The 13,914-nt window shown below is 65.5% G+C and carries 12 protein-coding genes; 4 read left to right on the forward strand and 8 right to left on the reverse strand.

Going from position 1 to position 13,914, the window contains the following annotated elements:
- Positions 1–7: 7 nt before the first annotated feature.
- Together ACT2BZ_RS00715 and ACT2BZ_RS00720 are read right to left on the reverse strand one after the other, a co-directional pair.
- A complete protein-coding gene (locus ACT2BZ_RS00715; RefSeq protein WP_457938557.1) occupies positions 8–1,024 on the reverse strand; it encodes a hypothetical protein in 1,017 nt (338 codons plus the stop codon).
- A 693-nt stretch (positions 1,025–1,717) separates the two neighbouring features.
- Positions 1,718–3,142 (reverse strand): FAD-binding oxidoreductase, encoded by a 1,425-nt coding sequence (locus tag ACT2BZ_RS00720; protein WP_457938558.1) that lies wholly within the window; start codon positions 3,140–3,142, stop codon positions 1,718–1,720.
- Positions 3,143–3,308: 166 nt separating this feature from the next.
- Between ACT2BZ_RS00720 and clpS the strand changes: the two genes are divergently transcribed.
- Positions 3,309–3,614 (forward strand): ATP-dependent Clp protease adapter ClpS, encoded by a 306-nt coding sequence (gene clpS / locus ACT2BZ_RS00725; RefSeq protein WP_457941434.1) that lies wholly within the window; start codon positions 3,309–3,311, stop codon positions 3,612–3,614.
- Here the strand turns inward: clpS and ACT2BZ_RS00730 are convergent, their stop codons facing one another.
- The 4 genes from ACT2BZ_RS00730 to ACT2BZ_RS00745 are packed head-to-tail and all read right to left on the reverse strand — an operon-like array spanning position 3,615 to position 10,470.
- The gene (locus ACT2BZ_RS00730) at positions 3,615–5,681 is read right to left on the reverse strand and encodes a hypothetical protein (RefSeq protein ID WP_457938560.1); all 2,067 of its coding nucleotides are present in this window, start codon (positions 5,679–5,681) and stop codon (positions 3,615–3,617) included.
- A 10-nt stretch (positions 5,682–5,691) separates the two neighbouring features.
- Positions 5,692–8,517: a DUF4159 domain-containing protein gene (locus ACT2BZ_RS00735; protein WP_457938562.1), complete on the reverse strand. Its 2,826-nt coding sequence runs from the start codon at positions 8,515–8,517 to the stop codon at positions 5,692–5,694.
- Complete coding sequence (locus ACT2BZ_RS00740; protein WP_457938564.1) at positions 8,514–9,431, reverse strand: DUF58 domain-containing protein; 918 nt, start codon at positions 9,429–9,431, stop codon at positions 8,514–8,516. Before ACT2BZ_RS00740 ends, ACT2BZ_RS00735 begins: the two co-directional genes overlap by 4 nt.
- A 31-nt stretch (positions 9,432–9,462) precedes the next feature.
- A complete protein-coding gene (locus tag ACT2BZ_RS00745) occupies positions 9,463–10,470 on the reverse strand; it encodes an AAA family ATPase (protein ID WP_457938565.1) in 1,008 nt (335 codons plus the stop codon).
- 141 nt (positions 10,471–10,611) lie between these two features.
- On the opposite strand from ACT2BZ_RS00745, the gene ACT2BZ_RS00750 reads away from it, so the two are divergent.
- Genes ACT2BZ_RS00750 through ACT2BZ_RS00760 form a run of 3 tightly spaced genes read left to right on the forward strand, consistent with a single transcriptional unit; the run spans position 10,612 to position 13,156 of the window.
- Entirely contained in the window at positions 10,612–11,241 is a 630-nt protein-coding gene (locus tag ACT2BZ_RS00750) for a DUF1285 domain-containing protein (protein ID WP_457941435.1), read from the forward strand.
- The gene (locus ACT2BZ_RS00755; protein WP_457938567.1) at positions 11,238–11,873 is read left to right on the forward strand and encodes a CoA pyrophosphatase; all 636 of its coding nucleotides are present in this window, start codon (positions 11,238–11,240) and stop codon (positions 11,871–11,873) included. Before ACT2BZ_RS00750 ends, ACT2BZ_RS00755 begins: the two co-directional genes overlap by 4 nt.
- Positions 11,870–13,156 (forward strand): CCA tRNA nucleotidyltransferase, encoded by a 1,287-nt coding sequence (locus ACT2BZ_RS00760; RefSeq protein WP_457938568.1) that lies wholly within the window; start codon positions 11,870–11,872, stop codon positions 13,154–13,156. Before ACT2BZ_RS00755 ends, ACT2BZ_RS00760 begins: the two co-directional genes overlap by 4 nt.
- On the opposite strand, the gene ACT2BZ_RS00765 is transcribed toward ACT2BZ_RS00760, so the two are convergent.
- Complete coding sequence (locus ACT2BZ_RS00765; protein ID WP_457938570.1) at positions 13,153–13,338, reverse strand: DUF1059 domain-containing protein; 186 nt, start codon at positions 13,336–13,338, stop codon at positions 13,153–13,155. The genes ACT2BZ_RS00760 and ACT2BZ_RS00765 overlap by 4 nt on opposite strands.
- Positions 13,339–13,450: 112 nt before the next feature.
- On the reverse strand, positions 13,451–13,711 hold the full coding sequence (locus ACT2BZ_RS00770) for a DUF1344 domain-containing protein (protein ID WP_457938572.1): 261 nt from the start codon (positions 13,709–13,711) through the stop codon (positions 13,451–13,453).
- Positions 13,712–13,914 lie beyond the last annotated feature (203 nt).

A 13,914-nucleotide genomic window follows, 5' to 3' on the forward strand; every position in this document is an offset into this window, starting at 1 on the left:
TAGGGAGCTACTCCACGATTAACCTCAATGAGACCTGATCGCTCCAGACAGTGGAGCGGACGTCGCTGATCGCATACCCGGCCTCAGCTGCGAGCGGCGAGAATACGCCGATGCCGCGCGGAATGATCTCGAACTGGCTGGCGCCAATCAGTTTGGCCCGCGCTTCGTCGTTACGCGTCACCGAGCCGGCGATGCACCGCGCGCCGACTCCATCCGCTCGAAGCGCCTTCAGATTGGCGACGATGGCCGCGTCGCTGCCATATTCGAACAGACCGCCCTCCGACGAGGCCACGAGGACCGCGTCCTGTAACCGTTCGACGATGGCCGAAAGCGCAGATGTGCCGTTCCAGTCGTAGGATGTGTGGGCGAAATCGATGTCTAGCCCGCATAGCGGCGCGCCCTCTGCCGTCAGCTGCAGAAGGGCATTGTTACCAAAGCGCGGTCCGGCATCATCAAGGTCTAGAACATGGAGCGCGATGCGCCGGCGCAGGAGATGCGGCGCATCGCGCGCCATGAGGATAAGCGCGTTCATGCTGTCAATCGCTGGCCCGCCAGCAATGTTGAGCAGCACGAGTGGCCTGTCGCCTGCACCAGCCAGTTCGCGCACTAGGCCGTCGGCCAACAGCCCGGCGATCTGTTGCGTGCGCAACCGCATGTAGATGGCATGTGGTGATGCGGCAAACTGCCGGTCTGTGGGCGTGTCGTAGGGCGCCAGCAGATTGTCCGGGCCAGTCTTCATCACATAGGTGCTCATGCCATCGAGGAACGCCGAATCTCCACTTCCGAACATGGCATTGACGAGCCGTGATCTCTTTGCCGCCGCCTTCAGCATGAAGCGCATCAGGAAACCCGGCACCATGCGATGTCGACGTTCGTGCCGCACAAGGGCTGCATGCAGGCTCGCAGCACTCGCGGCGTCCTCGGCGATCGCAAACCTCGGATGGGTCACATCTATGACCGGCAGATCGAATCCTTCGTCTGTCCGGGCAACCGCAATGCCGATCTTTCTGAGTTCCTCAGCCATAGCAGGCATGCTGATTTTTCCTTGCTGCGAGTGCGCACCGGGCCTCATTGGCGTGGTGGCCAAATCTTATGTCGGCGATTTCTACCCGGATAATAAACTGCAGTCAATTATACCCGGGTAAAATTATCCGGTGCAGCAGATATTCGACCTGCATCGTGGCGATCGTCGGATCGGCCCCAGATATCTGGTCCGAGCGTGATTGAGGGGTCCCGGCGTGGATGAATTGTGTGGTTCCGAAGCTGGCAAGACGTGCACGGCGAGGCCTTTCTTCGGCAGCGATCATCATTTCATCCACACCCCCGCGACCTCCCGCATAATGCTGGCATCTCCTGTACGGGAACGCGGGGTCGCGAACCGGGCGAGCGTGGCAGGGGACGGCGCCGGGTGGCTGCGCGAAACGGTGGCGCGGTTTGGACATTATCATCCGAAGACCCGGGCCCTGGCTGAGGCATGTGCGTGAAACTCGTTGCTCCCTCGGGCAGGGCAAGAACGTCGGCGGGGCGCAGAAGCTGCGCCACATATTTACTTAGAGAGGCTCGGCCAAGCGCCCCGCTTCCCGACTTCTCCCTCCGTGGCTGGGAGCGTTCTTTGACAAAAGCCAGACGGTGTGTGCCGGGCGTGGCAACGGGAAACTGTAACCTTCCAGCCGTCACGCCCTCGCCAGAGGAGCGTCGTCCTGTGGCATCAAACTTCCTACGCCGCCGGCTTGACGTTCTGGTTCAGCCGGAACTGGTTCTTCGGGTCGTAGCGCTTCTTGATCGAGGCAAGCCGCTTGTAGTTGCCGCCATAGGCTGCTTCGACCCTGCCGCCCTCGTCATCCGGCATGAAGTTCACATAGGCCGTGCCCGCCGCATGCGGCTTCATCGCGTCGAACAGGCTGCGCGCCCAGCCGATGAAGGCCGCATCGTCACTGGCATCCCGCCAGCGCGTATGCACGTTCATCACGAAATGCGCATTGCGCTGCGGAAACGCCGTGGCGTCCGGCGCCACACGGTCGGCCTGGCCGCCGACATGGGCGAGAAACACTTCGCATTCGGGGCCAGGAAGCGCCCCTACAGCCGCCAGCAACACCCCGAGCGCCGCGTCCGACAGTTCGGTCAAATCGTGGCTCTTCCAGTAGTTGCGCGCGCCGGGTGTCAGCAGCGGATCGAAGGCCTGCTGCCAGCCGGCGAAGGGATTGGGGCCGACGACATCGACGATCGGCTTGCCGATCGAGCGCAAGGCAGCCGTCGCCTTCTCGCCGGCCTGCATGTCGCCGCAGTAGCACATGGCAAGGATCAGGACTTCCTTGCCATGCCACTCCTCGGGCAGGAAGGGCAGCGGCGGCGCCTGGCGCATGACCACCCAGCAGGTCAGTTCGTCCGGCGCGGCCGCCACCACCTTCCGGTACTGTTTCAGCACCGCCTCGGCATCGGCGAAGGGATGCACCACCAGCCCCGCGAGTACTTCCGGCCCCATCTTGTGAAGCTTGAACTCGAAGGAGGTAACGACGCCGAAATTGCCGCCGCCGCCCCGCAGCGCCCAGAACAGGTCGGGATTCTCGCTTTCGCTGGCGCGCACGGCTTCGCCATCGGCCGTCACCACCTCGGCCGAGACCAGATTGTCGATGGTCAGTCCGAACTTGCGTGTGATCCAGCCGAAGCCGCCGCCGAGCGTCAGGCCGGCGATTCCCGTCGTCGAATTGATGCCGGTCGGCACGGCGAGGCCGACGGCCTGGGTCTCCCGGTCGACATCGGCGAGCGTAGCCCCCGGCTGGACGACGGCGCGCTGTGCGGCCTTGTCGACGCGGACTGCCTTCATCTGCGAGAGGTCGATCATCATTCCGCCGTCGCAGACGGCGTTGCCGGCAATATTGTGTCCGCCGCCGCGCACCGCGACCAGCAGTGCGTTGTCGCGGGCAAAGCGCACGGCCTGCGCGACGTCGCCGGCATCCTTGCACTGGACGACAAGACCGGGCCTGCGGTCGATCGTGGCATTCCAGATGGTGCGCGCATCGTCATAGCCGGCATCGCCGTCGGCAAGGACGCTGCCTCTCAGCCTGCCTGCCAGCGCATCGATCTTGGCGGCAGAGACTGCCGCGGTTCCCGAGTCGAGGGTCGTAAGGTTGAGGTCGTTCATGACAGTTTCTCCCTTTGCGGCGGTGAACTTGTGTCCGCCGCGCACGCAATACTGCCCCTAGGGAAGAATGACGCAAGTTCAGGAACTGAACCGGGCCTCCCGGCTGGACGATGCTGCCGCTTTGTGCAACGCTTTCCGGGTTGCGCTCCTGCCGTCAGCACGCCAGATGCCCCAGACCGTCACCACACCCGGCGTCAAGCCCAAGCCGAAAGTCGAGCGGCCGAAGCTCTTCAAGGTCATCCTGATCAACGACGATTTCACGCCGCGCGAATTTGTCGTGCGGGTGCTGAAGGCGGAGTTCCGGCTGTCGGAGGACCAGGCCCACAAAGTGATGATCACCGCGCACAGGCTCGGCGTCTGCGTGGTTGCCGTCTATACGCGCGACGTCGCCGAAACCAAGGCGACGCGCGCGACCGATGCCGGCAAGGCGGAAGGCTATCCGCTGATGTTCACGACGGAGCCCGAGGAGTAGCTACCGCCCCTCGCGGTACCACATCGAGCCGAGCGCCAGAAGCAGTAGTCCGAGCCCGAAGAAACCGCCGAACAGCGGCACCCGGGAGACGGACTTCAGCACGCTGTCGTTTGTGGTCCTGAGGCCGATCCAGTCATTGCCGGAGGCGTTGGATGCCCCCCGCACGGGCACGATGCCCGGCAGCGATACGCCGGTCAGGCCGGCGATGCGCCGCACCGAGCCGCCGGTTTCCTTGGCGACGGGACCAAGCACCTCTTCGGTCGAAACGGTATCGGCGAATTCCGGCGCATTGACGGGACCGACATGCGCCAGCGCGCTGAGGTCGCCATTCCCGATCTGATAGAGGCCGATCTCATCGACTTCGGCGCTGCCGGTGAACACGCCGGGCGATGACGACGCCAGTGGCACGGTCAGCGTCTTGCCGGACGGCATGATGACCTGCGCAGGACCGGCCTCGTCACGCATGGTCTGGCGGATGATGTCGAGCGTCATGCCGCGGCCACCTGCGGTCAGCCGCTCTTCCTCGAGTTCGGGCTCCTTCATCAGCCAGTGCGCGATGCGGCGGTAGAGCGCGACATGCGGGCCGCCGCCTTCGAAGCCCCGCGCCCACAGCCAGCCCTGGTCGGACAGAAGCATGCCGACGCGGCCCTCGCCCTTGCGGTCGAGCAGCAGCAGCGGCCTGTCGTCCGGCCCCTTCATTACCGCCTCGCCTTCCGGCTGGTCGATGCCAATCAGCCTGAACCAGCGGCTCCAGTGCGGCGGTTCGGAGGCTGAACCGTCCAGCCCTCGTGTCACCGGATGACGCTGCCCGAGCTCGGTCAGCCGCGGGTAGAAGGCCTGTTCGATCACCTGCCCGGTCGGCATGGCAGGCAGCGCCGACATCAGCGGCGTGCGCGCGATCGACTGCTCGCCGGCATATTCCGGGCCGGCGGCGATCAGCAGCGCGCCGCCCTTTTCGACATATTCCGCGATGTAGTCGTAATAGAGGATCGGCAGCACGTCGCGGTGCTGGTACCGGTCGAAGATGATCAGGTCGAAATCGTTGATCTTCTCGACGAAGAGTTCACGCGTCGGAAAGGCAATCAGCGACAGTTCGTTGATCGGCGTGCCGTCCTGCTTTTCCGGTGGCCTGAGGATGGTGAAGTGGACGAGGTCGACCGAGGCGTCGGATTTCAGCAGATTGCGCCAGGTGCGTTCGCCGGCATGCGGTTCTCCCGAGACGAGCAGGACGCGCAGGTTCTCGCGGATGCCGTCGAGAATGGCGATGGCGCGGTTGTTGGTGTCGGTGATCTCGCCATCGGCGGCGTCGATCGCCAGTTCAACGATATTGCGGCCAGCCCCGGGAATGACGATGTCGAGGACCATCTCCTCGCCAATCACCGCGCGTTCCGTCGATACCGGCTGTCCGTTGATCGACACCCGGACGTCGACCGTTCCGCGCTCGCCGTTGGCCGACAATACGCGGTAGCTCATCTGCAGCGGCTTGCCGACCAGACCGAAGCGCGGCGCGTTCTCGAAGCGGATGCGACGGTCGCTTTCGTCCTCGTCGCCAGTGATCAGCGCATGCAGAGGCGCCGGGAAATTCTTGGCCGATTCCGGCACGTCATGCACCTGGCCGTCGGTGATCATCACTGCACCAGCGATGCGCGAGGGTGGCACGTCGCGGAACGCTCCGTCCAGCGCCGAAAATAGCCGCGTCTCGGCGCGCTCGTCGGCTGCATCAGCGCGCCCTGCTTCGATAACGCGTACCTCGAACTGCTTGAAGCGGGCGAGGCGTTCCCGAAGGCCGGCAAGTGCCGCACTCGTCTCCTCCTGCCGCGCGCCGATGTCCTGGCTCTGGCTGCGATCGACAATCACCGCGACCACGCTCTTCAGCGGATCGCGCTCCTCGTCGAGCAGAACCGGATTGATCAGCGCCGCGGCAAGCGCGGCGAGTGCTGCTAATCTGAACAGCGCGCCACGCTGGCGTAGCCACAGGCCAGCCAGGACGATGACCGCGAGGGGCACAAGGATGGCTGCCAGGAGCGGCCATGAAAGCAGGGGTTCGAAGGAGAGCGAATAGTTCATGATGTGGCGCTCACTGCCCGAGCCGTTCGAGCAGCACCGGCACGTGCACCTGGTCCGACTTGTAGTTGCCGGTCAGCATGTACATCATGATGTTGACGCCGGCACGCAGCGCGTAGATTCGCTGCATCGGGTCGGACGGCACTGTCGGCAACAGCGGGTCGCCGTTCTCGTCGATCGCCCAGGCCCCGGCCAGGTCGTTGGCGGTGATCATGATCGGTGAGACTCCGTCGCCGGTACGCACCGGGCGGTTGTCGTCATTGCTGGCTTCCAGCGACGCCTCGACCCAGAGCGGGCTGCCGTTGAAGCGCCCGGGAAACTCCGGAAGGATGAAGAACGCCTTGGTCAGCACGTGATCTTCTGGCACTGGCTCGAGCGGCGGAACGTTGAGGCTGCCAAGGATATCGCGCAGCCGCTCGGTGGCAGAGCTTGCAGAGCCCGCCGAAATCCCGGTCGAGAACTGGTCGCGCGTGTCGAACAGCACCGTGCCGCCGGACTGCATGTAGGCGTCGACCCGCGCGATCGCCGCTTCGCTCGGCATCGCGGCCCTGGCATCGATCGGCCAGTAGATCAGCGGATAGAAGGATAGTTCGTCGGTGGCGATGTCGACGCCGGCAGGCAGGCCGGGCTCCAGCGCGGTCTTCTCGATCATGAAGCGCGACAGGCCGGCAATGCCGGCGCGGGTGACCGCATCGACACCTGGATCGCCCGTCAGCACATAGGCGATGCGGGTGGTCGAGATGGCCTCGACCGCTTCGGCGTCGCCGGGTTTGGCGTCCTGCGCACGGGCATGGTCGGGGAAGAACGCGAGGCCCAGCGCCAGGAGCAGCGCTGCGGCCGGCGCCCCTGCCGAACGCATGGGGCGGCGCGGGCGCCGCGAGAAGACACCGCCCATCCAGAACACGGCGAGCGTGTCGAGGAGCATCAGCAGGAGCGCGATTGCCACCAGCGGTCCCTTCAGGTCACGCGAATCATCCAGAGCATAGCGCAGTTCGGTAAGCGGCGCCGAAACCGACGGCCTCACCAGCGGTTCCAAGGTCGCGTCGGTGGGCAGCAGGTTGTGCGCCACGACGCCCTCTTCCGTGCCGTAGAGACCGGGCGGGTTTTCCAGCGTCACCGGAGCGGACGCGGCATTGACCTGCAGCGGCCTTGTATCGGGCGACGGCGGCGTCAGCGTGCCGTTTGCGGCGATCATGCGGTAGGGTGCCAGCGACGCGACTTGCCCGTCGGCACTGTTGGCCACCGCGCCCTGGTTGCGCGACAGTTGTACGATGCGACGCAGCATCTCGACGAAGCTGCCCGAGATCGGCAGGTTTGACCAGGTCGCCTCGGGCGTGACGTGGAACAGCACCAGCGTTCCCTTATCGCGCTTGGCGCCGGTGACCAGCGGCGTTCCGTCGCCGAGGCTCGCCCAGGTGCGTTCGACGATGTCCGACGTCGGCTCGGCCAGCACCTGGCGCGAAACCGTGACCTCGGCTGGAGGTGGCAGGTCACCGAATGGCCCGGTCGCCGGGAAGTCTGTCACTGGCTGAGGGGTCGTCCAGGAAAGCGCGCCGCCCATGGAGCGTTCGCCGATCCGCAGCCGGACCGGCAGCAGCTCGTCGTCATTGCCTGCGGCCGCGAGCTTCGAGCCGGCAAAGCGCACCAGCGTGCCGCCATTGTCGACCCAGTCGATCAGTTGCGCGCGCGCCGCGTCAGGGATCGTCCCCACATCGGCCAGCACGATCATCGCCGGCTTCTGCTCCAGAAGCGCCGGAATGGCCTCGGCGAGATCCTGGCTCTCCGGTTCCACAAGATCGGCAAAGGGCTGCAGCGCCCGCCGGATGTAATAGAGCGGCGACAGCAGCGGCTGTGCCTGATCGGCCTCGGATTGCGACAGCAGCCCGACCCGCCGCCGCTTGGCGTTTTCGTCGAGCACGCGGACCGCAGCCGCCTGGGCCTCGCCGTCAATCGCTATATGGGAGAAGTCGTTGCGCAATTCGAAGGGCACGGCCATCTCGCCGCTGCCGACCGTGTCACCTGCGCCGAACGAGATCGTCGCATCGGCGATGCGGCGTCCCCTATCGTCAAAGGCGCCGGCCGTCACCTGACGCGGCGCCGGATTGCCGGGCGCGCGCGTTGCCGACAACGTGAACCCCGACACTTCGTTTTCCGCGGACGTCAGCCCGACCATCCCGAGACTGTCCGGCACGGCCCAGAGCATGCTCGCCGGCTCCTCGTCGAGCAGCGTCGCAAAGGCTTCCCGGTCGCCCGGCGCCGCCAGCCCGTCGGCCAGCACTGCGATGGAGGCGCCCGGCAGGGCGTGCAACTCGCCGGCAACCCGCGCAAAGACGGCCGGCCTGTCGACTGGCACCGGGCGCGGCTCGGCGACATTCAGCTTGTCGAGTGCCGCAGCAGCGTCAAACGGCCCGATATCGGCATTGGGTTTTTCGGCTGTAAAGGCGAGGACCACCGGCACGCCATTGGAATTGGCATCGGCGATCAACCGTTTCGCGGTGGCGACCCGGCGATCCCAGTCGGGGGCGCTGGCCCAGCCATTGTCGACGACCAGCGCCAGCGCCTCGCCGCCGGTCGGCAGCTTCTCACGCGGGTTCCAGATCGGCTCGGCCAGGGCCGCCACGATGAGGGAGGCCATCAGCAGCCTGAGCAGTGTCAGCCACCATGGGCTCTGGTGCGGCGTCTCTTCCTTCTTCAGCACCCGGGCAAGGATTCGGAGCGGCGGGAAAACTTCCGTCTGCGGCTTCGGCGGCGTCAGGCGCAGAAGCCACCAGATCACCGGCAAGGCAAGCAGGCCCCAAAGGATCGCCGGAAAGCCGAAACTGAGCGGGAGCCAGCTCATGCCGCGTTACCGGAGGCAAAGCCGCTTTCGGCGGACATGGCCATGTGCACCCGCACCAGCGCATCCGAGGCCAGCCGGTCCGTATGGTTGACCGTGTAGCTCCATCCGAGGCGCTTGCACCAGCGCACCAGTTCTTGCCGGCGCGCCGCATAGGCCAGACGGTAATCCTCGCGCACGTTCTCGGCGCGCCCGGCGGTAAGCTTCTGGCCGGTTTCGGGGTCGGAAAACTCGGTGCGGCCGGCATAGGGAAAGGCTTCCTCGGCCGGGTCGGCAACTTCGATGAGATGCGCACGCACGCCGTGCCGGGCCAGCACGTCGAGCCAGGCCATGGTTTCCTCGGGCGGATCGAGAAAATCACTGGCGATGATGATGTCGGAAAAGCGGCGGATGCCGGAAAGCTCGGGCTTGGCGGGCAACTCGATGGCGTGGCTGAGATGCGAGGCCAGCCGCTCGGCGCCGTTGCGGGCGGTGAACGGATCGGTCAGTCCCGGCCAGGCGATGCGCTCGCCGCTGCGCGACAGGAGTTCGGCCAGAGCGAGGATCAGCACAAGCGCCCGCGATTCCTTGGAAACCGTCGCGCTGGATGACTTGTAGAGCATCGAGGGCGAAGGATCGGCCCACAGCCACACCGTGTGCGCTGCCTCCCATTCGCGATCGCGCACATAGGTGTGGTCGTCGCGGGCCGAGCGCCGCCAGTCAATGCGCGACATGGCCTCGCCCTCCACATAGGGCCGGAACTGCCAGAAATTCTCGCCGATGCCGCGCTTGCGGCGGCCGTGCCATCCGCCGATCACCGTGTTGACTATGCGCCTTGCCTCGACCAGCAGGTCGGGCACCAGCGAGGCGCGGACACGGCCACGGGCAAGCGCGTCGCGTGTCGAAACCGGGGCGGAGGCTTCGCCGATGCGGGCCATCAGGAGATCCTCGCCGCGGATGTCTCCATCGTCAGCCCTGCGCCTTGACGAGCCCGGCGATGACGTCGCGTACCGTCATGCCCTCGGCGCGGGCTGCGAAGGTCAGCGCCATGCGGTGCTGCAGCACGGGCTCGGCAAGTGCATGAATGTCGTCGATCGAAGGCGCGAGCCGCCCGTCGTAGAGTGCTCGCGCACGCGCGCAGAGCGTCAGCGCCTGACTGGCGCGTGGCCCGGGGCCCCACGCAATATGCTTGTCGGCATCGGCGTTGCCCTGCCCCGGCCGTGCCGAGCGCACGAGCTTCAGGATCGCGTCGACCACGCTCTCGGGCACCGGCATGCGCCGGATCAGGGTCTGGATTTCCTTAAGCCGCTCAGGGTTGAGCACGTTCTGGGCCTTGGCGTCCTCGACGCCAGTGGTCTCGAGCAGGATGCGCCGCTCGGCCTCGATCTCGGGATAGAGAATGTCGATCTGCATCAGGAAGCGGTCGAGCTGCGCCTCGGGGAGCGGATACGTACCCTCCTGCTCCAGCGGGTTCTGCGTTGCCAGCACGTGGAAGGGCGACGGCAGGTCGTGCCGCGCGCCGGCTACGGTGACATGGTACTCCTGCATCGACTGCAGCAGGGCCGACTGGGTGCGCGGGCTGGCCCGGTTGATTTCGTCGGCCATCAGCAGCTGTGCGAAGATCGGTCCCGGAATGAAGCGGAAGGAGCGCTTGCCGCCCTCGTTCTGTTCGAGTACTTCGGACCCGAGGATATCGGACGGCATCAGGTCGGGCGTGAACTGGATGCGGTTGGAGTCGAGCCCGAGCACCACGCCGAGAGTTTCGACCAGCTTTGTCTTGGCGAGACCCGGTACGCCGACCAGCAGCGCATGACCGCCCGCAAGCAGGGCCACAAGCGTGCGCTCGACGACGCTCTCCTGACCGAAAATGACGCGCCCGACGCCGTCCCTGATACGCGAAATATCGGCGAGCGCCTTTTCGGCCTCGGCGATCATTTCCTTCTCGCTGATCGGAGCCTGCTTGACCATTATGCTCATGCCGTATCGATCCTCGATTTGTCTGGAACGCCGGCCGGCAAGTTTCCAGTGCCGCGATTCGCGCCTTGGCCTGGCGCTCGACTTGAACTTAATTCACTGCCTCCGGCTGACAAGCGGAATAACAGTGACTATTTCGTGACCATGACTGATGAGAAACCACCGACTGAAACGGGACTTGCAGAGGCTGGCGACACCGCCGGTCTCTCGGCGCTGATCGGCCGCGCGACGCGCGCCGGCAAGGGCCTGCCGCCGGTCGAGCGCTGGAATCCCCCGTTCTGCGGCGACCTCGACATGGAGATCAGGCCTGACGGCACCTGGTTCTACCTCGGCACGCCGATAGGTCGCATGCCGCTGGTGCAACTCTTCTCGACCGTGCTCCGCAAGGACGATGACGGCAAGACCTACCTCGTAACGCCAGTGGAAAAGGTCGGCATCCGCGTAATCGATGCGCCATTTCTGGCCGTGGAGATGAACGTTTCGGGCGCGGGCGACGCACAGATCATCACCTTTCGCACCAATGTCGGCGACGTGGTGGAGGTGGGGCGCGAGCATCCGCTGCGGTTCGTCGACGAACCGGATACCGGCGGGCTGAAGCCCTATGTGCTGGTGCGCGGGCGGCTGGAGGCGCTGGTTGCAAGACCGGTCATGTATGAACTCGTCGCGCATGGCGAGGAATTGGAGATCGACGGCAGGACCATGTTTTCCGTGCGGTCCGGGGGTGAGACCTACCCGATCATGCCGGCCGAAACGCTGAAGCGGCTCAGCGCGTGAAGGACAATGCCACCCTGCCGTTTTCGGCGCAGGACTTTCGCCTTCGCGCCGCCCGCGAACGCGCGCCGCTCGATGGCGATGATTCCTACGGCGACCACCGCTTCAACCCGCAGCATCCCAGGCTGGCATTGCAGCGCGAATTGCGCGACGCGGCGGTTCTGATCCCGGTCGTCGATCGTGGCAAGGATGCCACCGTCATCCTGACCAAGCGGGCAGAGAGGCTTAAGAACCACTCCGGCCAGGTCGCCTTTCCGGGGGGCACGATAGACCCGACCGACATTTCGCCGGAAGCAGCCGCCCTGCGCGAAACCGAGGAGGAGATCGGCCTCGATGGCAGACATATCGAGGTCATCGGCCGCCTGCCGGACTACGTCGCCGGCAGCGGCTATCGCATCGTGCCCGTGCTCGGCATCGTCGAGCCGCGATTCGACCTGTCGATCAATGCCGACGAGGTTGATGCCGCCTTCGAAGTGCCGCTGAGTTTTCTCATGGATCCGGTCAACCACCGCCAGGACAGCCGTATGTGGAATGATCGCGAGTGGTTCTTCTACGACATGCCCTATGGTGGCCAACGCATCTGGGGCGTGACGGCGGGCATCATCCGCACGCTCTACGAAAGGCTTTATCTGTGACGGTCAGCATAGCGGGACGCGCCGAATGGCTTGGGGACGACCGGCTGCAGCGCCTGCTTGCTGCGCTCGGGGCCGATGGCGACGAGGCCATGGTGGCTGGCGGCGCGGTGCGCAACGCGTTGCTTGGACAGGAAGTCGCCGACATCGACATCGCCACCACCACGCCGCCGGCCGAGACGATAAGCCGGGCCGAAGCCGCGGGCTTTCGCGCCATCCCAACCGGGATCGAGCATGGCACCATCACCGTGGTCGCCGACAGCCGCCCCTTCGAGGTGACGACCTTGCGCGCCGACGTCGCGACCGACGGCCGTCGCGCCAGGGTCCGCTTCGGCCGCGACTGGAAGGCAGACGCAGAGCGCCGCGACTTCACCATCAACGGCCTCTATGCCCGCGCGGACGGCACGGTGGTCGACCTCGTCGGCGGCCTGGCCGATCTCGAAAGCCGTACCCTGCGCTTCATCGGCGATCCGGAAGCCCGCATCCGCGAGGACTACCTGCGCATCCTCCGATTCTTTCGCTTTTTCGCCTGGTACGGCTCCGGTCGGCCCGATGCGGAAGGGCTCAAGGCCTGCGCCCGGCTCAAGGAAGGTCTCGGCCAGTTGTCGGCGGAACGCGTCTGGGCCGAACTCAGGCGCCTGCTCTCGGCGCCCGACCCGTCGCGCGCACTGCTCTGGATGCGCCAGGCCGGCGTGCTGACACGGGTGCTGCCTGAAAGCGAGAAATGGGGCATAGACGGCGTGCATCCGCTGGTTGCCGCCGAGGACGATCTGGGCTGGCGCCCCGATCCCTTGCTCCGGCTGGCGTCCATGGTGCCGCCCGATGCCGCGCGGATGGACGCGATGGCCAAGCGCCTCAGACTGTCGAACGCCGACGCCGAGCGCCTCAGGTTGTGGGCTTCGGCCCGGCAACCGGATCCGAAAGCCACTGAGGCAAGCCTCGCTGTCGAACTCTATGCCGGCGACAGGCAGGCGACCGTCGACAGGCTTCGCCTTGCGCTCTCATCGGCGCGCAACCGTGCGCTTGAAAGCAATGACGCCATGATGGAGGCGGGCGGCTGTTCCCGACTGCTGAAATTTGCCGAAGGCTGGCACCGGCCGGAATTCCCGCTGGGCGGGCGTGACCTGCTTGCCCTCGGCGCCACACCGGGCCCAGAGGTCGGCGGAATGCTAAGAACCCTGGAAGATCGATGGGTCGAAAGCGGATTTGCGATGGATCGTGACGCGCTTCTCCAGCGCGCCACGGATATTATGAAGGACAAGGGTCGCGCGGGAAAACCCGCCTAGGCGGCGTCGCGGACCTTTTCGATGCGCGAACGGATCGCCTCGATCATCGTCTCGCGGATCACCGTTTCGCCATGCGTGACCCGCATGTGCTCCGCGGCGCGGCGCATGATCTCTGCTTCTTCCTCGTGGCGTGTGTGCCAGTCACAACCCGGGACGAGCGACCCGCATTGAAATTCTTTCATCGGATATCTCCTTTCCTGGTTCGTCGGAGGGGAAGCTTAGCACAGAATCTGGCAAAAGCGTGCAATCGATGCCGAAAAGCAGAGCGCGTCCGCTCCGCTTTTCGACCGGCCGTCACTTGATGATGGTTACCGTGTCAGCCATCTTCTTGGTGCCGTTCATCTCCCAGTTGATCGACACTTTCTCGCCGGCCTTCAGGCCGGGATTCTTGAGCGTCTTGCGCAACTGGTAGGTGTCGCCGCCGGCGAGGGTCAGCGTCATCGCCTTCGAATCGAAGGCCTTGACCGTTCCGGTCGCATGCTGGACCGCCGCGAGGGACAGCGCTGAGGTTGCGAGAAGGGCAGCGACGGCTGCCGGGACAAGAAGCATGCGCATGGCAGGCTCTCCTGAAAGTGCGGTAGCGCCCGACTAGACGCCATACCGCGTCTGCTGTGGGCCGTCCGGTCGCGTCGTGTCGCGGTCAGGGGGATGATCCGCCGGCGCTTCCCGGCCCGGCATTAGAAATAAACCTGTCGTGGCAATGGGATACTAGACGAAAAAGAAAATCTGCGCCGCCGCCACGGCCACATTCGGCCGCC

The sequence above is a fragment of the Mesorhizobium sp. 10J20-29 genome (genome assembly GCF_054130485.1).

Bases quoted from the DNA above. Each gene is read 5' to 3' on its own strand.
- ACT2BZ_RS00715 (WP_457938557.1), bottom strand. From the start codon at position 1,024: ATGGCTGAGGAACTCAGAAAGATCGGCATTGCGGTTGCCCGGACAGAC.
- ACT2BZ_RS00720 (WP_457938558.1), bottom strand. From the start codon at position 3,142: ATGAACGACCTCAACCTTACGACCCTCGACTCGGGAACCGCGGCAGTC.
- clpS (WP_457941434.1), top strand. From the start codon at position 3,309: ATGCCCCAGACCGTCACCACACCCGGCGTCAAGCCCAAGCCGAAAGTC.
- ACT2BZ_RS00730 (WP_457938560.1), bottom strand. From the start codon at position 5,681: ATGAACTATTCGCTCTCCTTCGAACCCCTGCTTTCATGGCCGCTCCTG.
- ACT2BZ_RS00735 (WP_457938562.1), bottom strand. From the start codon at position 8,517: ATGAGCTGGCTCCCGCTCAGTTTCGGCTTTCCGGCGATCCTTTGGGGC.
- ACT2BZ_RS00740 (WP_457938564.1), bottom strand. From the start codon at position 9,431: ATGGCCCGCATCGGCGAAGCCTCCGCCCCGGTTTCGACACGCGACGCG.
- ACT2BZ_RS00745 (WP_457938565.1), bottom strand. From the start codon at position 10,470: ATGAGCATAATGGTCAAGCAGGCTCCGATCAGCGAGAAGGAAATGATC.
- ACT2BZ_RS00750 (WP_457941435.1), top strand. From the start codon at position 10,612: ATGACTGATGAGAAACCACCGACTGAAACGGGACTTGCAGAGGCTGGC.
- ACT2BZ_RS00765 (WP_457938570.1), bottom strand. From the start codon at position 13,338: ATGAAAGAATTTCAATGCGGGTCGCTCGTCCCGGGTTGTGACTGGCAC.
- ACT2BZ_RS00770 (WP_457938572.1), bottom strand. From the start codon at position 13,711: ATGCGCATGCTTCTTGTCCCGGCAGCCGTCGCTGCCCTTCTCGCAACC.